We start from the raw sequence: 22618 nt of genomic DNA on the forward strand, positions 1-22618 counted from the left end.
GGTTCAGTGGCTTGCTGTTTAAGATTTTTGCAAGTATTTGAAATAAAACAAAAAAATGACTGGCATGCTGTTTGCAGTGAGATGTCTGACCATTTCGCCATCCCGCTGCCTGTCACTGACTGGTGGCCCACAAGGAACGCAGCATGAGCAGCGCCGTACTGGAAACCACATCCCCCGTCAGCACGCCGGATAGCGTGCCGGTGATTCGTAATGATGCCGAAGCCCTGCAAGTGGCGCGCGCATTGGCGCCGCAACTGGCCGAGCAGGCCGCGCTGCGCGATCAGCAACGCAAGCTGCCGTTTGACGAGGTGGAATTGTTCTCGCGCAGCGGCCTGTGGGGCATCACCGTGCCGCGTGCCTTTGGTGGTGCCGAGGTATCTGCCGTCACGCTGGCCGAGGTGATTGCTATCATTTCGGCGGCAGACCCGTCGCTGGGACAGATTCCGCAAAATCACTATTGCTTGGTGGAAGACATCCGGCTGGAAGGCAGCCCGGAGCAGCAGCGTTACTTCTTTGAGCTGGTGCTGCGCGGCCAGCGCTATGGCAATGCCTTTTCCGAAGCCGGTGGCAAGACGGTGCTGGATATCCAGACCACCATCCGCCGCGATGGCGACGAGTATGTGCTCAATGGCCGCAAGTTCTACGCCACCGGCGCACTGTATGCGCACTGGGTGCCGGTGCTGGCGGTGGATGAAGAGGGCAAGGCCTTGCTGGCCTTTGTCGAGCAAGGCACGCCCGGCCTGACCGTGGTGGACGACTGGAGCGGTTTTGGCCAACGCACCACGGCCAGTGGCACGGTGATTGCCGAGCAGGTGCGCCTGAAGCCTTTCCAGATTTTCTACACCCACCGCTCCTACGACCGGCCCACTTTTGCCGGGCCGTTCGCCCAGATCACCACCGCCGCCATCGACCTGGGCATTGCCCGCGCCGCGCTGGCCGATACCGTGGATTTTGTGCGCCAGCAGGCACGGCCATGGATAGACAGCGGGGTGGAGCGGGCGGCGGACGACCCGCTGACCATCGTCGCCATTGGCGATCTGCAATACCGGCTGGTAGCGGCAGAAGCGCTGCTGGAGCGGGCTGGCCGCTTTATCGACATTGCCAAGGCCGAGCCGACCGAAGACTCCGTGGCAGAGGCAGCCATTGCGGTGGGGCTGGCCAAGATTGCCAGCACGGAAATTTCGCTGCTGGCCGCCAGCAAGCTGTTCGAGCTGGGCGGCAGCAAGGCCACCCAGGGCCGCTTCAATTATGACCGCCACTGGCGCAATGCCCGCGTACACACCCTGCACGACCCGGTGCGCTGGAAGTACCACGCCATTGGCAATTACACGCTGAACGGCATCAAGCCGGCACGGCATTCCTGGAACTGATCACCACGCATGCGGCCCGCGTACTGCGGGCCGCCGGAGCCGCCATGCCCATCCGCCATACCGGCTGTTGACCGTGCCGCATCCTTGCTGCATGGCGCTTGCGCGCCGGGGCAGGGTGACGGTGCCGGTGACTTGTCAGCCAACAACAACCATCAAGAGGTGTTTCATGATTCACTCCACTCAAGGCGAGGCGGTGCTGGACAGCCCGGCCGCCCAGACAGAAAGCCAGAGCGGCACGCTGCGGCGCAATTACCTGCGCCTGCCCGAACTGGTGGCGCAGTCCATCGGACTGGTCGGTGTGTCCGGCGGAGTAGGCATTCTGGTGCCGGCCGTATTTGCCACCGCCGGTAACGGCACCTGGCTGGCCTATGCCTTTGCCACCGTGGCGCTGCTGTTCTCTGCCTGGAGCATTACCCTGTTTGCCCGCAGCGCGGCCTCGCCCGGTGCGCTGTATGCCTATGCCTCGCAGGGTATCGGCCCCATCTGGGGGGTGATCTGCGGCTGGTCCTTGCTGATTGCCTATGCCGTGGGGGCGGCAGGCATCCTGCAAGGCACGGTCAATACCTTCCTGGTGCTGGCGCGTGAGCTGGGCCTGATTGCCGCCCATCCGCCACTGGCCGTCAGCCTGCTGCTGACCGTGGTGGTGGCGCTGGCGGCCTGGGCGATTGCCTACCGCGACATCCGGCTGTCCACCCGTTTTACCTTGCTGGTGGAACTGCTCACCATCCTGCTGATTGTCGTGGTGCTGATTGCCTATCTGCTCAGCGGCAGCAGCCATGTCGACCAGTCCCAGATCGCGCTGGAAGGGGTAAAACCCGAGCAATTGCGCCTGGGCATGATGCTGGCCTTCTTCAGCTTTACCGGTTTTGAAAGCGCCACCGTGCTGGGTGCCGAGGCGCAATCGCCGCTCAAAGCCATTCCGCGCGCGGTCATCATCAGCATTGTCGGCCCGGCGCTGCTGTTCATTCTGGCGTCCTATGCGCTGGTGGCGGCCTTCCATGGTCAGCATCCGGGGCTGGACCAGGCCGATGGCCCGCTGTCCATCCTGGCGCATCGCCTGGGTCTGGGTGGTTTTGGCCTGATCATCGATGCCGGGGTGGCGCTCAGCTTCTTCGCCGCGTTTTTCTCCTCCATCAATGCTGCCGCCCGCATTGTCTACACCTTTGCCCGTCAGGGCCTGCTGCATGAGGCCACCGGCAAGGCGCATGCCAGCAATGCCACGCCGCATATCGCCGTCACGCTGCTGGTGGTGCTGGCGCTGATCGTGGGGCTGATCTTTACCGCCAATGGCACGGCCTTGCTGGATTCCTACGGCTATCTCAGCTCGGTGGCCACTTATGGCTATCTGCTGGCCTACGTGCTGGTGGCGGTGGGCGCGCCCTTGTATCTGCGCCGTCAGGGCAGGCTCAAGCCGCAGCATGTGCTGATCAGCCTGGTGTCGGTGCTGTTGCTGGCCATTCCGCTGGTGGGCAGTTTCTATCCGCTGCCCAGCGGTGTGTATGCCTGGCTGCCTTATGTGTTCCTGCTGCTGGTAGGCCTGGGCCTGGCGTGGTTTGTCGCGCTCAAGCTGCTGGCACCGGCACGCCTGCGTGGCATCGAGGAGGAGTTGCAGCAGGAGTGAGGTGAGGTGTGTCCGTGTTGCTTCAAAATTGAAAAACGGCTCGCTGGCGGGCCGTTTTTTGCGGCCTGCTGCCTGTGCCGCATGCGCTGCTGGCCTGCTGCTGACAGGGCAGCAGCCAGTCGGGTGGGCTGAGGTGATAGTTAAAGTGAAATCTGAAGAATTAATGGCAAATTACTTTAGCTTGTTATTTTAAGATGCTGAAAATAAACAGATAAATTTAAAATAACAAACAGCATAAAAAATGGATTGCTTAGCGGAAATGATGATGAATGCCGTGGTTTGCGGGTATGGAACTTGCAATCTGCTCCGGGTAATCATTCAACCCTGACAGGAACTGCAATGAGCAAGACCATCCGCTTCAATGCCTTTGAAATGAACTGCGTGGCCCACCAGTCACCCGGCCTGTGGACCCACCCGCGAGACCGTTCCTGGCAATACAAGGACCTGGAATACTGGACCGACCTGGGGCGCATTCTGGAGCGTGGCTTTTTTGATGCCGTGTTCATTGCCGATGTAATCGGCTACTACGACGTGTATCAGGGCAGCAACTACCACGCCATCCGCGAAGGGGCCCAGTTGCCGGTCAACGACCCGCTGCAGCTGGCCGCGCCGATTGCGCTGGCCACCAAGCATCTGGGCATTGGCGTTACCGCATCCACCTCCTTCGAACACCCATACCCCTTTGCCCGCCGCCTGAGCACGCTGGACCACCACACCAAGGGCCGGGTGGGCTGGAATATCGTGACTTCCTATCTGGAAAGCGGTGCCAAGAACATCAGCCAGGGCGGCTTGCGCCGGCACGACAACCGTTACGATGTGGCGGACGAATACATCGAGGTGATTTACAAGCTGCTGGAAGGCAGTTGGGAAGATGGCGCGGTGGTGCGCGACCGTGAGCGCGGCATTTTCGCCCACCCGGAAAAAGTGCATGAAATCGGCCACAAGGGCAAATACTTCGAGGTGCCGGGCTATCACCTGAGCGAACCCTCGCCGCAGCGCACGCCGGTGTTGTTCCAGGCTGGCGCATCCGGCCGCGGCAAGGCCTTTGCCGCCCAGCATGCCGAGTGCGTGTTTGTGGCCGCGCCCACCAAGGACATCCTGCGCCGCTATGTGGATGATGTGCGCAGCCAGGCCGCCGCCGCCGGGCGCGACCCGCAGCAGATCAAGATATTCAATCTGGTGACGGTGATCGTGGACGAAACCGATGCCAAGGCCCAGGCCAAGTTTGCCGAATACCAGCGCTATGCCTCCTACGATGGTTCGCTGGTATTCATGTCCGGCTGGACCGGCATCGACTTCGGCCAGTACGCCCCCACCGAGCTGGTGCGCCATGTCGATACCAACGCCATCATCTCGGCGGTGGAGCATCTGTCCAATGGCGGCAAGGCCTGGACCATCGACGAACTGGCGCGCTTTGGCGGCATTGGCGGGCTGGGGCCGGTGTTTGTCGGCTCGGCCGCCACCGTGGCTGACATCCTGCAGGACTGGGTGGAAGCCACCGATACCGATGGTTTCAATCTGGCCTATGCCGTTGCCCATGAAACCTTCGAGGACGTGGTGGAGTACCTGGTGCCGGAATTGCAGCGCCGTGGCGTGTACCAGACGGAATACCGTCCTGGCACCCTGCGCGAAAAGCTGTTTGGTGCCGGCCCGCTATTGCCGGACAACCACCCGGCCGCGCAATACCGCGACATCGAAGCCTGGAAGCAAAAACACCCGCAGGCTGCCGCGGCGGATCTGCAACCGGCCTGATTCCACCAGCCTGCTGGCAGCCCGCAGCCGCGGGGTGGCAGGGCTGCCATGCATGATTCCGACCGCCGCCCGCCACAGGCGGATGGTCGGCTGTCCTTCTGTCCATGGAAATGAGATCAATATGCTGAAAAAACCATTTGGCAAACTGGCCGCCGCCGTGCTGGCACTGGCCGTTGCCCTGACTGCTTATGCCGATGATGCCGCCGTACCGTCGCTGAAGGGCAAGCGCATTGCCATCAGCGTCACCGGGACCGACCACTACTTCGACTTGAAAGCCTTCCAGGCCCAGGTGGCAGAAGTCAAACGCCTGGGTGGCACGCCCATTACCCTGGATGCCGGGCGCAATGACAAGAATCTGGTTTCCCAATTACAGACCGTGATTGCACAAAAGCCTGATGCCGTCGTGCAAACCCTGGGCACCCTCAGCGTGATCGACCCTTATCTGAAGAAAATAAAACAGGCAGGCATTCCGCTGTTTACCATTGATGTGCCTTCAGTACACAGCATCAACAATACCACCTCGGATAATCATGAAATCGGTAGAAACCTGGCGCAGCAGCTGATCAAGGATACCGGTGGAAAAGGCAATATCCTGGTATTCAACGGTTTTTATGGTGTCCCGGTCTGCGCTATCCGGTATGACGAATTGAAAGCTGCCCTGAAAAACCATCCCGGATTAAAAATCATCCAGCCAGAGCTGCGCGATGTGATTCCCAATACCGTACAGGATGCCTATACGCAGGTGACGGCGCTGTTGAACAAATACCCCAAGGGCAGTATTGCAGCCATCTGGTCGGCATGGGATGTACCGCAATTGGGCGCGACCAAGGCATTGATTGCGGCGGGGCGTACCGAAATAAAAACCTATGGCGTGGATGGCTCGCCGGAAGTGCTGGCCTTGCTGAACGACCCCAAAGCCCCGGTGGGTGGTGATGTGGCACAGCAACCAGCCGAAATTGGCAGAACAGCCATCCGCAATGTCGCCAAGTATCTGGCAGGCAATAAATTGCCCAAGGAAAGCTATGTACCAACCTTGCTGGCAAACCATGGCAATGTGGCCGAGGTAAACCGCTTGCGCGGCGACTGATGCGGCAGCCGGATCGTTACCGTTTTCACTCACCCTTGGCAGAAAGAGAAAGCAGATGAGCCAGACGGAAAACACAGTGCTGGAGCTACGGGATATCAGCAAGCGTTTTGGCGTCACCAAAGCCCTGGATGGCGCAACACTAAAGGTAAGGCCGGCAACGGTGCATGGCCTGGTTGGCGAAAATGGTGCCGGCAAATCCACGCTGATCAAGATTCTTGCCGGTCTGTATCAGCCTGATAGCGGATCAATCCTGTTGAATGGCCAGCCGGTAACGCATCTGCAGCCTGCTACCGTAGAGGCGCTGGGTATTCATTTCATCCATCAGGACCGGCTGCTGCCAGCCACGCTCACGGTGGGCGAGGCATTGTTTCTGGGGAAGGAAAAAACCTGGTTCGGCTTGTTGAATCGCCGAAAAATGGCCAGGGAAGCCGAGCGTTACCTGGCGGAGTACTTTGATATCGCCCTGTCCGGCCATGCATTGATTGGTGAGTTAAGTACGGCGGAGCAGCAGATTGTACAAATCACCCGGGCATTATTATCCAGCCCGCGGCTGATTGTATTTGATGAGCCGACGGCGGCCTTGATCAAACGCGAAGTGGATCAATTGCAAAAAATCATCCTGCGCTTGAAACAGCAGGGTATTGCGGTGATTTATATTTCCCATTACCTGCAGGAAATAGAAACGCTATGCGATGAAGTCACCATTTTACGCAATGGCAAAAACGTTGGCACGGTGAAGCCTGTTGATGTTTCCAGTGCCGAGATTGCGCGTTTGATGATTAATCGTGATGTCACCGAAATGTATCCCAAGGCCAAGGTACCGCTGGGCGAGGTCGTGTTGTCGGTTAATCAGCTTGGCTTGAGTGGGCATTACCAGAATGTTTCCTTCACCGTCCGGCAAGGGGAAATCCTGGGCTTGACCGGACTGGTTGGCTCCGGGGTGAAAGCCGTGGTGGAGAGCCTGTTCGGTCTGAAACAACCGGATTCCGGCACGATACACCTTGCTGGCGAGCCGGTACGTATCAGTTCTCCGACGGATGCGGTCAAGGCGGGTATCGGTCTGGTGCCGGAAGACCGGCGTCGGCATGGCATTGCCACCAGTCTGACTGTGTCGGAAAACATTGCCCTGGCCAGTTTGCGGCAGTTTTCCCGCCTGGGTTTCCTGTCCGGCAAAAAAGAAGCCGCAGCGGCAGAGCAGTTGATTGCGGCACTGCACATCAAAACCAGCAGCAAGGATGCCTATCTGTCCGAGTTAAGCGGTGGCAATCAGCAGAAGGTTGCCATTGCCAAATGGTTGCAGCGCGATGCCCGCGTTTATGTCTTTGACGAACCGGCAGTGGGCGTGGATGTGGGAGCCAAGGTGGAAATCTACCGCCTGATCGGAGAATTGGTCAGCAAGGGCGCGGCAGTCATTTTGTTGACCTCGGATTTGCTCGAACTGACCAAGCTGAGTGATGCCATCGGCGTGTTTTATCGCGGAGAAATCGTACGCAATGTTGCCGCCGCAAACACCAATGTGGACGAAATACTGGCTGTGGCAACCGGTGCCTTGGCGAATCCGCCCGCGCCCATCGCCCACCACACACAACAAGCAGCCCTGGAGAATGTCAGTGTCCAGCTCAATTAGCAAACCACTTGCCCTGCATCTGATTCAGGGCGGGGCTTATATCGTTTTTGCATTGGTTTTGTTCACTTTTGCCGTTTTTGCCCCTCATTTTCTCAGCCTCACCAATATTGCCAATATTTTTGCCCAGACTTCGATATTGGGCATTCTTGCTTTTGGTTTGACAGTGGTGGTGATCGCCGGTGGCGGGAATGTCATTCACGGTGGGATTGATTTGTCGGTAGCCGCCACGCTGGGTTTTACTTCCGCCATCTATTCCACCCTGATCAATCATGGTGCCGGTGATGCCATTGCCGTTGTCAGCGCGGTTGGTGTGGGGGCTCTGGCCGGCAGCCTCAACGGGCTGACGATTGTGCTGTTTCGCCTGCCGCCCTTGCTGGCCACCCTGGCGGTGATGAATCTGCTGGCCGGGCTTGAATTGGTGTTGACCCAGAATACCGTCCTGCCTGCCAGCAGCCCGCTGATCGACCTGCTCTCCGGCAGTGACCGCTTTGGCATTCCGCTGCTGGGCTATCTGCTGCTGCTGATTGCAGCGGTATTGCTGCTGCTGATCCAGTACACCCCCTTTGGCTTGCGGCTTTATGCCATCGGCGAGCACCGCGAAGCTGCGCGGGCCATCGGCCTGCCCAGCAGCCGCTATGTGTTTCTGAGTTATGTCATCAGTGGTGTGTGCGGTGGGTTGTCCGGTATTTGTGCATCGGTCTTTTTCAGTGGCAGTAGCACCGGCTCGCAAGAGTTTTTGCTGCCGGTGATTGCCATTGCCTTGCTGGGCGTGGTGTTTTCAAGACGTTTTGTGCCCACGATAGGCGGCACGCTGTTGTCTGGTCTGTTTATCGGCGCACTGATCAACGGATTCCAGTTATTGAACATTTCCAATTTCTGGGTGAATGGGGTGCAGGGCGCATTGATTCTGGCCATTGTCGCCGCCTCCACTTTCCTGCGTTCCCGCGAGGTCTGACATGCCGCTTGCACACATCTACAATCGGGTGCTTTTGAAGGAGGGGGCGTGGGTACGCTTGCTGGTACCCGCGCTCATCATCGTGCTGGTGTTTTTTTTCGCAATCCTGGCACCGGCATTCCTGACGCTGCCAAACTGGAAGAGCCTGCTACTGAACAATTTTTCCATTCTGGCGATTACCGCGGTCAGCATGACCTTTGTGGTGGCCAGCGGGGGGATTGATTTGTCGGTGGGCACGGCACTGGACTTTTCCGGCCTGGCCCTGGTGCTGGCACTCAATCATGGCTATTCACCGGCTGCGGCCATTGTGCTGGCTTTGCTGGCCGGTTTGCTGGCCGGTGCCTTCAATGCGCTATTGACCGGCTACCTGAGAATCACCCCGTTCCTGGCAACACTGGGTACCCTGTTTATCGGCACCAGCACCCAGCAATTGCTATCCAACGGCGGTCAGCCCATTTATATCGATCATGCGGCACAGCTCAACACGGTTGGCACCAGTCTGCTGGGCATTCCGCTGCCGATATTTCTTGCCTTGCTGCTGGCTGCCGTGGCGGCTGTCGTGCTGGGGAAAACATCCTATGGCCGCTTGCTGACGGCTACCGGCCTGCAGCCGGCCGTGGTGCGCTATACCGGCTTGTCCGCACGCTGGATTACCGGCTCGGTATTTGTGGTGGCTGCTTTTCTGGCGGCGGTGGCCGGCATCCTGCTCACCACCACGGTCAGCTCCTATGTGCCATTGTCCGGAAATGCCTTTTTGATGAATGCAATTGGTGCAACGTTTATCGGCACCACCTTGAACCGATCCGGGCGGGCCAATGTGCTGGGCACCCTGGCCGGGGTGCTGTTCCTGAATATCGTGGCAAACGGCTTGCTGCTGATTGGCTGGAGTTTTTTCTGGCAGCAGGTGGCGACCGGAGGATTCATCCTGCTGGTGCTGATGATCAGTTTTGGCGCCCGGCGCGGTGGTGCAGTCTGACCGGCTGGCAATCCGGCATGCAGGGCGTCCCGCAGACGCCCTTTTTTTGTTGGTGACGATGTCAGTGGCAGGCCGGACCGGGCATGAAAAATCCCCATGCTGGCATGGGGATGTGGCGGGAGGACACTTTCCGCTTGCGGCTTTATTTGTCGCCGCGAATCCGTTTGATTTCAGCGACATTGGCGGTGGTGGCCAGCAGGGTGGGTACCGGGCTGGTTTTGGGCAGGTTCTTCTGCCCCGCCAGATAACGGGCGACATTCTGTACCGCGATACGGCCGGCCAGCGCCGGTTGTTGTGCAATCACCGCACCAATCGGGGCATCGCCCTGGCTGAGCAGATTGATGATTTCCGGTGAACCATCCACGCCGTACGTCAGGATTTCCTTGCGCTTGGCATCAATCAATGCCTTGGTTGCGCCTAGCTGTGGCACATCCCAGGCAGCCCATATTGCCTGTACGCTTCCCTTGGGATATTTGTTCAGCAGTGCGCTGACTTGCGAATAGGCATCCTGCACCGTATTGGGAATCACATCACGCAATTCCGGCTGGATGATTTTGATATCCGGATATTTTTCCAATACTTTTTTCAAGGCGTCGTAGCGCAGCCCGCAACTTTTTACGCCATAAAAGCCATTGAATACAAGAATATTCCCCTTGCCCTTCAGGTCTTTTACCAGCTTTTCGGCAAGCTGCAGGCCAACTGTATAATTATTGGCAGTGACGTCATTGATGCTGTAGCGGGATTCGGCTTCCACGGTAAATAAGGGGATGCCTGCGTCCTTGATTTTTTTCAGCCAGGGTTCAATCACAGAGGACGTTCCCAGCAATTGAATGACAGCATCCGGTTTCTGGGCAACGATGGTTTGCAGTTGTGTCACCAGTGTCTTGTCATTGCGTCCGGCATCCAGCGTGATGGGGATGCCACCCAGCCGTTTTACCTCGTCAATTTCAGCCTGAAATGCACGGCTGTCATAGTAAATGCTGGTGCCTACCGTACTTAGCGCAATGCGTTTTCCGCTGAGGGATGGAATGGCTGTCTCGGCAAAGCAGGGGGCGGCAGCCAGCGAGCTGGCAATAGCCAGCACAGATAGCAGGAATTTTCTTCTCATTGATGATTACTCCGGGGTGTTGGATTGCATTCCTGTTTGATTGCAATATGCATGCCAGCGCGGGAGGTATTTTTATTTTGCCTGAAAACCCTGCACGGTCAGGGTTTTGCCCGCTAATCAATATCCATTACTGCCGGCTAGGTGGCTGCTGCTGATACTGTTTGCGATTGATTGCTTTGGCTGTGCTGCAAGCCACGCATATTCTGCTGCATGGCTGCTGCTAATCATGCAATTGTTGGCATGAATATATTCTGCCGCAGATGATTTTCCATGCTGCACATAAGCCATCAATCAAAAAAGGCCCGCAAGCGCGGGCCTTGTCATTATCCAATTTGTAAAACCATCAGGCCTTGCCGCGGCCAATCTGCCAGACATAGGGCGGTTCGGTGCCGTTGATGGCCCAGTCACCGGCAATGCGCGCCTTGTAGATCAGCGGATTGTGCGATGCCACGGTGCGGGCATTGCGCCAGTGGCGGTCCAGCAGCAGTTCGGCGCGGGCCGACGATGCGCCCAGCGCATTGAACAGCTGAGTGGATGCACGCAATACCAGTTCGGAGACCACGATCTGCGCCTTGCCCGATTCCAGCTCGGCGTCGATATTAGCCTGGCGTTCGCGCGCGGCATCGTTGCCAAAGCGGGCTTCATAAGCGCGCTGGGCCGGGTGGGCGGCGCGGATGGCGGTGGCTTCGGCAGCATAGGCCAGGGCGGAGATTTCGCCCACCACCTGCTGGATCTGCGCATCCTGACTCACGCTACTGGCATTGCCGGTGCTGAACACGCGCTTGCGATCGCGCACGTGCTGCGCCACATCGCGTTCCACCGCCTTGCCGATGCCGGCCAGCACCGCCAGCAATACCAGTTGGTAGAAGGCGGTCTGGTATTTGAAGCGGCTGGCAAAGTCGATCAGGTTTTCCGCTTCCACCGTCACGTTTTCAAACACGGTGCTGCCGCTGCCGGTGGTGCGCTGGCCAAAGCCGTCCCAGTCGTCGCTTTGCGTCACGCCGGGGTCGCTGGTGCGGATGGCGGCAATCACGTCCTGGTTGGTGCCATCCACCTGGGCGTAAACGTCGATCCAGTCGGCAAAAATGCTGCCGGTGCTGTAGAACTTGCGGCCATTGAGCAGCAATTTGTCGCCCTGGCGGCTGACGCGGGTAATGACCTCACCCACGGCCACTTCGCCGATTTCGGTCCAGGCATTACCGACAATTTCACCGGCAACAAAACGCTTGAACCAGACTTCGCGTTCCGGGCTTGCCGGGGCATTCAGGCGGTCTTCGACAAAAGCAAAATGGCCGCGCAGCGCTTGCGGCAGGTTGGAGTCGGCGGTGGCCAGTTCCACCAGCAACTGGAACAACTGCGGCAGCGAGGCACCGGCGCCGCCATATTGCTTGGGCACGCGCACCGCGCCAAAACCGGCCTGTTTCAGCCAGTTGATCGGCTCGTACGGCAGCTTGCGCTCGCGTTCGCGTTGCAGGGCGGTCTGGGCGATTTCGGCAAAGATGGGGCGAAAGCGCTGGGCCAGGGTTTCGTAGTCGGTGCCGGTGGACAGGTCGTCCGGCAGGGTGTGTTGGCTCATGGTTGTTTCCTGTATGGCGATATGGCGAATACCGGCAGTGCTGCACTGCCGGTCATGGCTTAGTTCCACGCATGGCGCGGCGGCGCAATGTGGTTCAGGTAGTAGTTGCCGATGTGGAAGTATTTCCAGCGCACCGGGTCGTGCAGGGTGTGGACGCGGGCATTGCGCCAGTGGCGGTCCAGGTTGTGGGCAATCAGGGTGGCGCGGGTGCCGGCCAGTTCAAACAGCTTGTTGCTGGCCTCGATGGCAATTTCGGTAGTCAGCACCTTGGCCTCGGCAGTGGCCACGGTAGCCAGTGCCACGCTGCTTTCATCCGGCTGGGCCAGGGCGGCGTCGATCAGGCGGCCGGCCTTTTCCAGCAGCGCTTCGGCCGCATGCAGGCGGATTTCCAAGAGGCCGATGGCGGAAACGGTAAACGGGTCGTCGGCGGCCTTGTCCTTGCCGCTGTCCAGCCAGGGGCGGCTTTGCGAGCGGATGAACTCGATGGTGTCGGCCAGCGCGGCGCGGGCAATGCCGCCGTCAATGGCGGCCTGGATGATCTGCGATACCGGCCCGGCCACGGTGGGGGTGTCGAAGGCGGCAATCGGCAGCACGCGGCTGGCCGGTACGCGTACCTGTTCTATCTTCACCCCGCCGGAGGCGGTGGTGCGCTGGCCAAAGCTGGACCAGTTGTTGATCACGCTCAGCCCCGGCGTGTCACGGTCGGCAAATACCAGTGCGCCCACGCCGTCTTCACCCACCGCCACGATGGGCACGATGTGGGCCAGCAGTGCGCCGGTGGTGTAGAACTTCTCGCCATTCACCACCGCCGTGTCACCGTCAAGCTGGTAGCGGGTTTCAAACGCGGCCACCGTCTTGCTGTTGAGTTCGGAGAAGGCATTGCCAAAGCGGTAGCCCTGCAATACCAGGCCAAACAGTTCCTGCTTTTGCGCTTCGCTGCCATCCAGTGCGATATGCAGGTTGATGGCCAGATGGTTCTGGGTGATCTGGGCGATGCTGGAGTCAGCTTCGGCGATGATCTTGATCACCTCGGCCAGCGTGGCGTAGGACACGCCTGCGCCGCCATAGGCCTTGGGCACGTTGATGCCCCACAGCCCGCTTTGCGAGTAGGCGTCCACCTCGGCCAGCGGCAGCAGGCCTTCGCGGTCGCGCAGGGATGCATCGTGGGCAAAGCGGATGGCCAGCTGACGCGCCACGGCGATGGCTTCGGCATCGTCGCGGATGATGTGCGCCGGGGTAGTGGGGCGCGGGCGGGCGGCGAAAGGCTCGGGAGAGTTGACACGTACGGCCTCGTGGCCGGCCAGAGAGGTAGTCATCGCACATTCCTTGTGTAAGTCCGGATACCCGGGGATGTCACAGGAATGGCAATAAGCGTGCCTGACAAAATGCGTGGTTTTGCGCCGTAAAACACGGCTTTTTGCTGTAAATCAGCACAAGTGTGCTGGCTGGCTGCTGCCAGCGCAGCAGGGGGCGCTGATGGCTGCGGGCTTAATTGCGCTCCACGCGCAACTGGTAGCGGAAGCGGTCGGCACGGTAGCGGATGAAGTCCAGCTCCAGCCCGGCGCCATCGGCACCACGGGTCATGCGTTGCAAGGCCAGCAGCGGGGCTGCGGGTGCCACGTCCAGCAGCTGCGCCTCTTCTGCGCTGGCCAGCGTGGCTTCTATGCTGAGGTCGGCATGGCCCAAGGGCAGGCCGTAGTCGTTTTCCAGAATATGAAACACATCACGGCTGGCCAGGTCTTCACGCGCCAGCCGCAGCCCCAGTTCCTGGGTGAAATAACTGATATCCAGCGACACCGGCAGATTGTCCAGATAGCGCAGGCGGCGCAGCTCCACCATGGGCGTGCCCACGGCCACGCCAAATGCCTGGGCCACGGTTTCGCTGGCGGGCAGGGTTTGCAGGCTCAGCACCCGGTTGCAGGCGGCATAGCCCTGGCTGTGCATGGCTTCGGCAAAGCCTTGCAGCCGGGTAAGGGTCTGGGCGGGTTTGCTTTTGGCCACATAGCAGCCCTTGCCGGCAATGCGGAAGATCATGCCTTCCTGTTCCAGTGCGCCCAGCGCATGGCGCACGGTGATGCGGCTGACGCCAAAGCTTTCCATCAGCTGCTTTTCCGATGGCAGTTTGTCGTGCTGGCCGTAATGGCCGCTGAGAATCTGGCTGCGCAGGCTTTCGCGGATGCGGGCATGCAGGGCCTGGGGCGTGGCTAATGTGGTCATGGGCGGGCAGGGCTTGATTGGATTGCGCCGAGTATAAGCCCAAACGCCGGGCAAGCTGTCATGACAGGTTATGACTTAAATTGATTTGCTTTGCTGTTTTCCTTGGTTCGTGCCGGGCAGGGCGCTGACTAGAATCGGCCCATCACCTTCATGCCACAGCGGCCAGAGCGGCGCGCTGCGGTGTCATGCAATCTGCCAGCAAAGGAAGCAGCATGAGTCTCGACATTTTCTGGTTTCTGCCGACCTCCGGCGATACCCGTTATCTGGGCCAGTCCGGCTCCGGCCGCGCCGTCAGCAACGAATACCTGCGGCAGATTGCCGTGGCGGCGGACAATCTGGGTTACGACGGCATCCTCATTCCCACTGGCAGCGGTTGCCTGGACCCGTGGGTGACGGCCTCCAGCCTGGTGCCGGTCACCAGCCGCCTGAAGCTGCTGGTGGCGCTGCGTACCGCGCTGACCAAGCCCACCGCCGCCGCGCGCATGGCCGCCACGCTAGACCAGGCCAGTAATGGCCGTCTGCTGCTCAATGTGGTGGCCGGGGGCGATTCGGCCGAACTGGCTGCCGACGGCATTTTCCTCGATCACGACCAGCGTTACGAAGAAGCCAGCGAATTCCTGCATATCTGGAAGCGCCTGCTGGCCGGCGAAACCGTCAGCTACGCCGGCAAGTACCACACGGTGGAAAACGCGCAGAACTTCTTCGAGCCGGTACAGAAACCGGCACCGCCCTTGTACTTTGGCGGCTCGTCCAATGCCGCGCACGACCTGGCGGCCGAGCATGTGGAAGCCTACCTCACCTGGGGCGAACCCCCGGCAGCCGTGGCCGAGAAGATTGCCGATGTACGCGCCCGCGCTGCCAAACTGGGCCGCACCGTGCGCTTTGGCGTGCGCCTGCATGTGATTGTGCGCGAAACCACCGAGCAAGCCTGGGCGGCGGCCAATGCACTGATCAGCCATCTGGATGACGAAGTGATTGCCAAGGTGCAGCAGCGTTTTGCCGCCATGGATTCCGAAGGCCAGCGCCGCATGGCCGCCCTGCACGGCGGCAAGCGCGATCAGCTGGAAGTCAGCCCCAATCTGTGGGCCGGTGTCGGCCTGGTACGTGGCGGTGCCGGTACCGCGCTGGTGGGCGATGCACAAACCGTAGCCGCGCGGCTGAAGGAATATGCCGACCTGGGCGTGGACAGCTTTGTCCTCTCCGGCTACCCGCATCTGGAAGAAGCCTACCGCTTTGCCGAACTGGTATTCCCGCTGTTGCCGGGCAAGCGCTGGGTGTATGGCGACGACCGGGTGCAGACCGGCGGCCCGTTTGATGCCAGCACCGTGGTGAAGAAACCCGTGGCCGAAACGGAGGCCGCATGAAGGTGATCGACATGCGTTGCAGGCCCGCCTTCCTGCACGACTTCTTTGGTGCCTCGCCCGGCACCCAGGCTTACGAAGCAGCGCGCTGGCTCAATCGCCGCGTGGGCTCGCGTGACGACCAGCACTTTGTCAACTCGCTCACCCAGCAGGGTTTTCTGGATGAAGTGGAAAACGCCGGTCTCAGCCACGCAGTGGTGGTGGGGCGGCATACGCCGGGCCAGCATCTGCCCAATGACACCATTCACCAGATCGTGCATGGCCACGACCGCCTGCTGGGCATTGCCGGGGTGGACCCGGCCTTGCAGGGCGAACAGGCGGCAGTGGCCGAGGCCGAGCGCGCCATCAAGGATCTGGGCCTGGCTGGTATTGATATCGAACCGGGCTTTGGCGTGCCTGCGCGCCAACCGGACGATGCGGTGTACTACCCCATCTACGAAACCTGCGCCGCACTGGGCGTGCCGGTATTCCTGATGTCCGGCCCCACCACACCGGACCCGCGTTTCAACGACCCGGCCGGCGTGGCGCGGGTGGCGGCGGATTTCCCGCAATTGCCCATTGTCTGCTACCACGGCTACTGGCCGCGGGTGGCCGAGATTGTCGGCATTGCCTTCCGTCACGAAAACGTGCTGGTGGTGCCGGACATGTACCAGTTCCTGCCCGGCAGCCAGCTGTATATCGAGGCGGCCAACGGCTTCATGGCCGACCAGCTGCTGTTTGGCTCGTCCTATCCTTTCCGCCCCATCGGGCAATCGATAGACGACCTGCACGGCCTGGGCCTGCGGCCCCATGTGCTGGACAAGGTGTTGTACGGCAATGCCGCCCGCCTGTTCGGCCTGTAGCAATGAACAAGATGTCTGCGAGGTGCCTTGCGCCTTGCCTGCGGGTAGCCAGCCCATTTGGTCCGCTGCGTTAAACCCTGAACCCCATACTGCAAACAACAAGGAATCGTGATGCAACACTTCAACCCCACCCGTCGTCGTGTATTGGGCCTGCTGGCTGCCGCCGGCCTTGCGCTGTCTTCGTTGTCGGCCACCGCGCTGGCTGCAGGCAGCGACACGCTGAATATCGGTTATCAGAAATACGGCACGCTGGTGCTGCTCAAGGCGCAGGGTACGCTGGAGAAACGCCTGGCCCCGCTGGGCGTCAAGGTTAAATGGGCGGAATTCCCCGGCGGCCCGCAACTCTTGGAAGCGCTGAACGTGGGCAGCGTGGACCTGGGCACCACCGGTGAAACCCCGCCCATCTTTGCCCAGGCCGCCGGTGCCGACCTGTTGTATCTGGCCAATGAACCGGCCGCGCCGGAAGGCGAGGCCATCGTGGTGGGCAAGGATTCGCCCATCCGCAGCGTGAAAGACCTCAAAGGCAAGCGCGTGGCGCTGAACAAGGGCTCCAATGTGCATTACCTGCTGGTGCGCGCACTGGAGAAAGCCGGGCTGAAATACGAGGACATCACCCCGGTATTCCTCAACCCGGCTGATGGCCGCGCCGCCTTCCAGCAGGGCAGCGTGGATGCCTGGGTGATCTGGGACCCCTTCCTGGCCGCAGCCGAGAAGCAACTGAATGCCCGTCAACTGGCGGACGGCAAGGGCATCGTCAACAACACCCAGTTCTATCTGGCGCGCAAGCCTTATGTGGCCAGCAATCCCAAGGTCATCAAGGTGGTGCTGGAAGAACTGCAACGGCTGGATGCCTGGGGCAAGAGCCATATTCCGGAAGTTGCGGCCGAGCTGTCCGGGCAGATCGGCTTGGACAAGGACATCGTGCAGGTGGCTGCCAAGCGCTCCGGCTATGGCGTGAAGCTGCTGGATGGCAAGGTGGTAGCAGAGCAGCAACGCATTGCCGATACCTTCTTCAAGCTCAAGCTGATTCCCAAGCCGCTGGTGGTGAAGGACATCGTGTGGGACGGCAAATAAGCTGAAGCAAGACCGGTCCGGCAACCGTCTTCATCATGAAAAGCACACCCTATGGGGTGTGCTTTTTTTGTATTGGAAGTGAGCATTTTTGCATTGCAGTTGATGCTGTTTGTATATCAGCCATCCGGCATTGCTTTGCATGGTTTTGCCGCTGCTGCCCAGGCAGCAGCCGGTCAGCATGCTGGTGCGGCAGCAGCAGTTGCGAGGGGGCTTTTTATTTTCGTAAGTCATTGAAAATAAATAAATATAAAGCTGGCACACTTGCTGCTATGTATCAGGTGAACCCTGATGATGGAGCAAGCATGAGCCACTCTTTTAATGTTGTTGCCGTCTCCGGCAGTCTGCAGCACCCCTCGCGCACCCTGGCGCTGGTGCAGGCCTTGCTGGCCGAATTGTCCGGCCACCTGCCGGTGGAAGCCCGTGTGATCGAGCTGGGCGATCTGGCCCCGCACTACGGCGGCGTCACCCGCCCGGCGGATTTGCCGGAATCCGTGCGCGAAGCCATCCGGGCGGTGGAGCAGGCCGACTTGCTGATTGTGGCCAGCCCGGTTTACCGCGCCAGCTACACCGGCCTGTTCAAGCATTTCTTTGATTTCGTGCATCACGAAGCCCTGTTCGACCTGCCGGTACTGCTGGCTGCAACCGGTGGCAGCGAGCGCCATGCGCTGGTGATCGAACATCAGCTGCGCCCACTGTTCAGCTTCTTCCAGGCGCAAACCCTGCCACTGGGGGTATACGCCGCCGAGGCCGACTTCAGCGACTACCAGGTCAGCGATAGCGCCTTGCAGGCACGCATCCGTCTGGCCGTGGAACGCGCCTTGCCGCTGATCAGCCACCGTCAGCCGGTGATTGCCAGCGCGCAGTCCGCCAGCACGACATCTTCCCTGGCCTGAATCAACACTGCATTGCCCTCTTAACCATTACCTGCATCTACACGGAGAAATCACATGAGCCAAGCACAAAACGCCATCAAGTTTGCCTACTGGGTACCCAATGTCAGCGGTGGCCTGGTGGTCAGCAAGATCGAACAGCGCACCAGCTGGGACATCGACTACAACCGCAAGCTGGCGCAAATCGCCGAGAAGGCCGGCTTTGAATACGCGCTGTCGCAAATCCGCTTTACCGCCGGCTATGGCGCGGAATACCAGCACGAGTCGGTTTCCTTCAGCCATGCGCTGCTGGCGGCCACCGAAAAACTGCGCGTGATTGCCGCCATTCTGCCCGGCCCGTGGACCCCGGCGGTGCTGGCCAAGCAGATTGCCACCATCGACCACCTCACCGGTGGCCGCGTGGCAGTCAATATCGTTTCCGGCTGGTTCCAGGGCGAATTCACCGCCATTGGCGAACCGTGGCTCGAGCATGACGAACGCTATCGTCGTTCGGAAGAATTCATCCGCGTGCTCAAGGGCATCTGGACCCAGGACAACTTCAGCTTCAAGGGCGACTTCTACCGCTTCAACGACTACACCCTGAAGCCGAAACCGCTGCAACAGCCGCACCCGGAAATCTTCCAGGGTGGCAGCTCGCGTGCCGCGCGTGACATGGCTTCGCGTGTGTCCGACTGGTACTTCACCAACGGCAATACTGTGGAAGGCATCAAGGCGCAGGTGGATGACATCCGCGCCAAGGCGGCGGCCAACGGCCATCAGGTCAAGGTTGGCGTCAACGCCTTCATCATTGCCCGCGATACCGAAGAAGAAGCCCGCGCCGTGCTGGCCGAAATCATCGACAAGGCCGACCCGGAAGCAGTCAACGCCTTTGGCGATGCGGTGAAGCAGGCCGGTCAGGCCAGCCCGGAAGGCGAGGGCAACTGGGCCAAGTCCACCTTTGAGGACCTGGTGCAGTACAACGACGGCTTCAAGACCAATCTGATCGGCACCCCGCAACAGATTGCCGAGCGCATTGTTGCCCTGAAGGCCGTGGGTGTGGACCTGATTCTCAGTGGCTTCCTGCACTTCCAGGAAGAAGTGGCCTACTTCGGCGAAAAAGTGCTGCCGCTGGTGCGTGAGCTGGAAGCACGCGCCAAAGAGCACGAAGCCGTAGCCGCCTGACAGGAGCAAGGGTGATGAAGCGACATCAGGAAGCACCGCTGCCCGGCAGCGCCAGCCTGCCAGCCTGGCTGGCATGGCAGGCCGACCAACAGCCGCAGGCCATTGCCCTGCGCCACAAGCGGCTGGGTATCTGGCAGCAATGGCGCTGGGCCGAGCTGCAGCAGCAAGTGGCCGCTTTGGCTGCCGGTCTGGCAGCGCATGGCTTTGCGGCCGGGCACAGCCTGGTGTTGCTCAGTCACCCGCGTCCCGAAGTATTGCTGCTGAGCCTGGCGGCGCAGTGGCTGGGCGGGGAGGCGGTGGCGCAGGACCCGCAACAGCCGGTGCGCGACTTGCAGGCCATCTTGCTGCATTTACAGCCGCGCTGGCTGCTGGTGGAAGATGCCGAGGCCCTGCACAGCCTGCCGCGTGACCTGCCTGCCCCTGCGCTATTGCTCTATGCCGAAGGGCGTGGCTTGCAGCAGCGGGTAGGGCTTGGCTGGCTGTCGGTTGCGCAGTTACAGCAAGTGGGTGCCGCGCTGTCTGAGCCGGCGGTACTGGCCAGCAATGGCGCGGTGGCCTTCCGCTTCTGGCGCGTGGATGGCCGCGGCGCGCTGCAACAACAAGCCTTGCAGCATGGCCATTTGCTGCAGGCGGGCAGCCAGTTGCTGCAGGCCGAAGGCCTGACTGCCAACGAAGACGCACTGGCCTCGCGTGCCTTTGCCAGTTCCGCCCAGGTGCGCTACCTGTTGGCACCGTGGCTGCAAGCCGGTTTCCGGCTGAATTTCCCGGAAAACCTGGCCACCCGTGACAACGACCGTCGCGAACTGGGGCCCACCCTGGTGGCCGGTACGCGCGAAACCTATAGCCGGCTGGAGCAACTGGCGCGCAGCCGCCTGCCACCCACCGGTAGCTGGCAACGCGCGCTGGTGGACCGGGTGCTGCAACCGGATGCCGGGCGCTTCTGGCGCTGGGCCGGGCATTACAGCGTGATTCGTCCGCTGCGCGATGTGCTGGGCTTCAGCCGCACGCGGGTGCCGTTGCTGCTGGGTGCGCCGCTGGCGGAAAACACCCGCCACTTTTTTGCCGTGCTGGGGGTGGAGGTGCGCAACTGGCCGGATAGCGGTGAATGGCAGCAACGCCCGCTGCAAGCCGAAGCCAGCACGCAGCAATGGCGGCCTTCCGCTACGCCTCCGCTGCAAGCCTGAATCAAGAAATGGAAACAACACTATGTCCGAGACCGTAGCGCCCTTGCTGAGCCTGGCGCACATCTCCCTGAGCTTCAAGGGCGTCAAGGCGGTGACCGACATCGGTTTTGACGTGGCCGAAGGGGAGATCTGCGCGCTGATCGGCCCCAATGGCGCGGGCAAGAGCTCCTTGCTCAATGTCATCAACGGGGTGTACCAGCCGCAGCAAGGGGAAATCCGTTTTGCCGGCCGCGCCCGCCGCGCCATGCAGCCGCACGAGGCTGCGGTGGCAGGCATTGCCCGCACCTTCCAGAACATTGCCTTGTTCAAGGGCATGAGCGTGCTGGACAACATTCTCACCGGCCGCAACCTGGCCAGCCGCAGCAGTTGGCTGGAGCAGGCGCTGCGCCTGGGCCGTGCAGTGGCTGATGAAGAAGCCCAGCGCGCGGTGGCCGAGGAGGTGATTGCCTTCCTGCGCCTGCAAGCCTGGCGGCACACCCCGGTGGGCCAACTGCCTTATGGCCTGCAAAAGCGGGTGGAGCTGGGGCGGGCGCTGGCGGCCCGGCCACGCCTGCTGTTGCTGGATGAGCCCATGGCCGGGATGAACCGCGAGGAAAAGCGTGAGATGAGCCAGTTCATCCGCGAGGTCAACCAGGTGTTCGGCACCACCATCGTGCTGATCGAGCACGACATCGGCGTGGTGATGGAACTGTCCGACCACGTGGTGGTGCTGGACTACGGCCGCAAGATCGGCGATGGCGAGCCCGAAGCCGTGCGTGCGCTGCCAGAGGTGATTGCCGCTTATCTGGGCCAGCAGCGCCACTGAAACCTGTTTATCCGTATCCACCTTTTCGTATCCACAGTCTCCGCCGGTATTCCCGCGCGGGGCGGGGACCTGTTGCGCCGGTGTTCCGGCAAGGGGGCTGTCTGATGTCGTTTTTCATGGAAGTACTGCTCGGCGGCTTGCTGGCCGGGGTGATGTACTCGCTGGTGGCCATCGGCTTCGTGCTGATCTACAAGGCCAGCGGGGTGTTCAATTTTGCCCAGGGTTCGATGGTGCTGTTTGCCGCGCTCACCTTTGTCAGCCTGCTGGAGCGTGGCCTGCCGTTCTGGGTGGCTTTTGTGCTGAGCCTATTGTCCATGCTGCTGCTGGCGCTGTTGCTGGAGCGGCAGGTGCTGCGCCATCTGGTGAACCGGCCGCCCATCACCCTGTTCATGGCCACGCTGGGCCTGAGCTATGTGGTGGAAGGCGTGGCCCAGGCGCTGTGGGGCGCACAGGTTCACGGGCTGGACCTGGGCATCGAGGACACGCCGCTGGAGCTGGGCGGCCTGATGCTGTCGCGCTTCGACCTGTTTGCCGCCGGCAGCGCCGGGCTGTTGGTGCTGCTGCTGTCCTTGCTGTTCAACAAGACCCGCATCGGCCTGTCGCTGCGCGCCGTGGCCGACGACCAGTTGGCCGCGCTGGCAGTGGGCATCCGCCTGCAACGCATGTGGGTGCTGGTATGGGCGGTGGCCGGGCTGGTGGGGCTGGTGGCCGGACTGTTGTGGGGCGCGCGGCTGGGGGTGCAGTTTTCCCTGTCGCTGATCGTGCTCAAGGCCTTGCCGGTATTGATCATTGGCGGCTTCACCTCGATAGGCGGCGCCATTGTCGGCGGCTTGATTGTGGGGGCCAGCGAAAAACTGGCAGAAGTGTATCTGGGGCCGCTGCTCAGTGGCGGCATTGAAAACTGGTTTCCCTATGTGCTGGCGCTGCTGTTCCTGCTGTTGCGCCCGGCGGGCTTGTTTGGCGAACGCGCCATCGAACGGGTGTAAGACCCGCTAACAAAACCCCCGCGCCT

The 22618-nt window shown here is 60.8% G+C and carries 20 protein-coding genes; 16 read left to right on the forward strand and 4 right to left on the reverse strand.

The annotated features are described in order from the left end of the window. Positions 1-143: 143 nt before the first annotated feature. From DLM_RS07700 to DLM_RS07730, 7 genes are all read left to right on the forward strand, one after another. Positions 144-1370 carry an SfnB family sulfur acquisition oxidoreductase gene (locus tag DLM_RS07700; RefSeq protein WP_089084198.1) on the forward strand — a complete coding sequence of 409 codons (1227 nt, stop codon included), beginning with the start codon at positions 144-146 and terminating at the stop codon, positions 1368-1370. A 166-nt stretch (positions 1371-1536) separates the two neighbouring features. Continuing rightward, on the forward strand, positions 1537-2991 hold the full coding sequence (locus DLM_RS07705; RefSeq protein ID WP_167467058.1) for an APC family permease: 1455 nt from the start codon (positions 1537-1539) through the stop codon (positions 2989-2991). A 339-nt stretch (positions 2992-3330) separates the two neighbouring features. Continuing rightward, positions 3331-4743 (forward strand): LLM class flavin-dependent oxidoreductase, encoded by a 1413-nt coding sequence (locus DLM_RS07710; protein ID WP_089084200.1) that lies wholly within the window; start codon positions 3331-3333, stop codon positions 4741-4743. A 121-nt stretch (positions 4744-4864) separates the two neighbouring features. Then, on the forward strand, positions 4865-5830 hold the full coding sequence (locus DLM_RS07715; RefSeq protein ID WP_089084201.1) for a sugar ABC transporter substrate-binding protein: 966 nt from the start codon (positions 4865-4867) through the stop codon (positions 5828-5830). Between the two features lie 55 nt (positions 5831-5885). Beyond that, positions 5886-7457 (forward strand): sugar ABC transporter ATP-binding protein, encoded by a 1572-nt coding sequence (locus DLM_RS07720; RefSeq protein WP_089084202.1) that lies wholly within the window; start codon positions 5886-5888, stop codon positions 7455-7457. Next, a complete protein-coding gene (locus DLM_RS07725; RefSeq protein ID WP_197715531.1) occupies positions 7441-8412 on the forward strand; it encodes an ABC transporter permease in 972 nt (323 codons plus the stop codon). The genes DLM_RS07720 and DLM_RS07725 overlap by 17 nt, the downstream gene beginning before the upstream one ends. 1 nt (position 8413) lies before the next feature. Beyond that, entirely contained in the window at positions 8414-9388 is a 975-nt protein-coding gene (locus DLM_RS07730; protein WP_089084204.1) for an ABC transporter permease, read from the forward strand. A 142-nt stretch (positions 9389-9530) separates the two neighbouring features. Here DLM_RS07730 and DLM_RS07735 read toward each other — a convergent pair whose 3' ends face one another. The 4 genes from DLM_RS07735 to DLM_RS07750 form a co-directional block, all read right to left on the reverse strand. Then, positions 9531-10496 carry a sugar ABC transporter substrate-binding protein gene (locus DLM_RS07735; RefSeq protein ID WP_089084205.1) on the reverse strand — a complete coding sequence of 322 codons (966 nt, stop codon included), beginning with the start codon at positions 10494-10496 and terminating at the stop codon, positions 9531-9533. Between the two features lie 343 nt (positions 10497-10839). Next, positions 10840-12072: an acyl-CoA dehydrogenase family protein gene (locus tag DLM_RS07740; protein ID WP_089084206.1), complete on the reverse strand. Its 1233-nt coding sequence runs from the start codon at positions 12070-12072 to the stop codon at positions 10840-10842. Between the two features lie 59 nt (positions 12073-12131). Further along, a complete protein-coding gene (locus DLM_RS07745) occupies positions 12132-13388 on the reverse strand; it encodes an SfnB family sulfur acquisition oxidoreductase (RefSeq protein WP_089084207.1) in 1257 nt (418 codons plus the stop codon). Between the two features lie 172 nt (positions 13389-13560). Beyond that, the gene (locus DLM_RS07750; protein WP_089084208.1) at positions 13561-14289 is read right to left on the reverse strand and encodes a GntR family transcriptional regulator; all 729 of its coding nucleotides are present in this window, start codon (positions 14287-14289) and stop codon (positions 13561-13563) included. Between the two features lie 212 nt (positions 14290-14501). Between DLM_RS07750 and ssuD the strand changes: the two genes are divergently transcribed. From ssuD to DLM_RS07795, 9 genes are all read left to right on the forward strand, one after another. Next, positions 14502-15653, forward strand: a complete 1152-nt coding sequence (ssuD, locus tag DLM_RS07755; protein ID WP_089084209.1) for an FMNH2-dependent alkanesulfonate monooxygenase — start codon at positions 14502-14504, stop codon at positions 15651-15653. Further along, entirely contained in the window at positions 15650-16492 is an 843-nt protein-coding gene (locus tag DLM_RS07760; protein WP_089084210.1) for an amidohydrolase family protein, read from the forward strand. Before ssuD ends, DLM_RS07760 begins: the two co-directional genes overlap by 4 nt. A 111-nt stretch (positions 16493-16603) precedes the next feature. After that, positions 16604-17566 carry a sulfonate ABC transporter substrate-binding protein gene (locus tag DLM_RS07765; RefSeq protein WP_045848243.1) on the forward strand — a complete coding sequence of 321 codons (963 nt, stop codon included), beginning with the start codon at positions 16604-16606 and terminating at the stop codon, positions 17564-17566. A gap of 51 nt (positions 17567-17617) precedes the next feature. Next, positions 17618-17800, forward strand: a complete 183-nt coding sequence (locus tag DLM_RS22985; RefSeq protein WP_145985793.1) for a hypothetical protein — start codon at positions 17618-17620, stop codon at positions 17798-17800. A gap of 68 nt (positions 17801-17868) precedes the next feature. Then, positions 17869-18459, forward strand: a complete 591-nt coding sequence (gene msuE / locus DLM_RS07775) for an FMN reductase (RefSeq protein WP_089084263.1) — start codon at positions 17869-17871, stop codon at positions 18457-18459. Between the two features lie 54 nt (positions 18460-18513). Then, a complete protein-coding gene (sfnG, locus tag DLM_RS07780) occupies positions 18514-19617 on the forward strand; it encodes a dimethylsulfone monooxygenase SfnG (protein WP_089084212.1) in 1104 nt (367 codons plus the stop codon). Positions 19618-19631: 14 nt separating this feature from the next. Continuing rightward, positions 19632-20801 (forward strand): AMP-binding protein, encoded by a 1170-nt coding sequence (locus tag DLM_RS07785; RefSeq protein ID WP_089084213.1) that lies wholly within the window; start codon positions 19632-19634, stop codon positions 20799-20801. A 22-nt stretch (positions 20802-20823) separates the two neighbouring features. Continuing rightward, positions 20824-21606, forward strand: coding sequence for an ABC transporter ATP-binding protein (locus DLM_RS07790; protein ID WP_089084214.1), 783 nt, complete (start codon positions 20824-20826; stop codon positions 21604-21606). Positions 21607-21710: 104 nt separating this feature from the next. Continuing rightward, positions 21711-22592, forward strand: coding sequence for a branched-chain amino acid ABC transporter permease (locus tag DLM_RS07795; RefSeq protein ID WP_089084215.1), 882 nt, complete (start codon positions 21711-21713; stop codon positions 22590-22592). Positions 22593-22618 lie beyond the last annotated feature (26 nt).

Source organism: Aquitalea magnusonii (assembly GCF_002217795.2).
Classification (GTDB): Bacteria; Pseudomonadota; Gammaproteobacteria; order Burkholderiales; family Chromobacteriaceae; genus Aquitalea; species Aquitalea magnusonii_B.

Bases quoted from the DNA above. Each gene is read 5' to 3' on its own strand.
- DLM_RS07700 (WP_089084198.1), top strand. From the start codon at position 144: ATGAGCAGCGCCGTACTGGAAACCACATCCCCCGTCAGCACGCCGGAT.
- DLM_RS07705 (WP_167467058.1), top strand. From the start codon at position 1,537: ATGATTCACTCCACTCAAGGCGAGGCGGTGCTGGACAGCCCGGCCGCC.
- DLM_RS07710 (WP_089084200.1), top strand. From the start codon at position 3,331: ATGAGCAAGACCATCCGCTTCAATGCCTTTGAAATGAACTGCGTGGCC.
- DLM_RS07715 (WP_089084201.1), top strand. From the start codon at position 4,865: ATGCTGAAAAAACCATTTGGCAAACTGGCCGCCGCCGTGCTGGCACTG.
- DLM_RS07720 (WP_089084202.1), top strand. From the start codon at position 5,886: ATGAGCCAGACGGAAAACACAGTGCTGGAGCTACGGGATATCAGCAAG.
- DLM_RS07730 (WP_089084204.1), top strand. From the start codon at position 8,414: ATGCCGCTTGCACACATCTACAATCGGGTGCTTTTGAAGGAGGGGGCG.
- DLM_RS07735 (WP_089084205.1), bottom strand. From the start codon at position 10,496: ATGAGAAGAAAATTCCTGCTATCTGTGCTGGCTATTGCCAGCTCGCTG.
- DLM_RS07740 (WP_089084206.1), bottom strand. From the start codon at position 12,072: ATGAGCCAACACACCCTGCCGGACGACCTGTCCACCGGCACCGACTAC.
- DLM_RS07745 (WP_089084207.1), bottom strand. From the start codon at position 13,388: ATGACTACCTCTCTGGCCGGCCACGAGGCCGTACGTGTCAACTCTCCC.
- DLM_RS07750 (WP_089084208.1), bottom strand. From the start codon at position 14,289: ATGACCACATTAGCCACGCCCCAGGCCCTGCATGCCCGCATCCGCGAA.
- ssuD (WP_089084209.1), top strand. From the start codon at position 14,502: ATGAGTCTCGACATTTTCTGGTTTCTGCCGACCTCCGGCGATACCCGT.
- DLM_RS07760 (WP_089084210.1), top strand. From the start codon at position 15,650: ATGAAGGTGATCGACATGCGTTGCAGGCCCGCCTTCCTGCACGACTTC.
- DLM_RS07765 (WP_045848243.1), top strand. From the start codon at position 16,604: ATGCAACACTTCAACCCCACCCGTCGTCGTGTATTGGGCCTGCTGGCT.
- DLM_RS22985 (WP_145985793.1), top strand. From the start codon at position 17,618: ATGGGGTGTGCTTTTTTTGTATTGGAAGTGAGCATTTTTGCATTGCAG.
- msuE (WP_089084263.1), top strand. From the start codon at position 17,869: ATGAGCCACTCTTTTAATGTTGTTGCCGTCTCCGGCAGTCTGCAGCAC.
- sfnG (WP_089084212.1), top strand. From the start codon at position 18,514: ATGAGCCAAGCACAAAACGCCATCAAGTTTGCCTACTGGGTACCCAAT.
- DLM_RS07785 (WP_089084213.1), top strand. From the start codon at position 19,632: ATGAAGCGACATCAGGAAGCACCGCTGCCCGGCAGCGCCAGCCTGCCA.
- DLM_RS07790 (WP_089084214.1), top strand. From the start codon at position 20,824: ATGTCCGAGACCGTAGCGCCCTTGCTGAGCCTGGCGCACATCTCCCTG.
- DLM_RS07795 (WP_089084215.1), top strand. From the start codon at position 21,711: ATGTCGTTTTTCATGGAAGTACTGCTCGGCGGCTTGCTGGCCGGGGTG.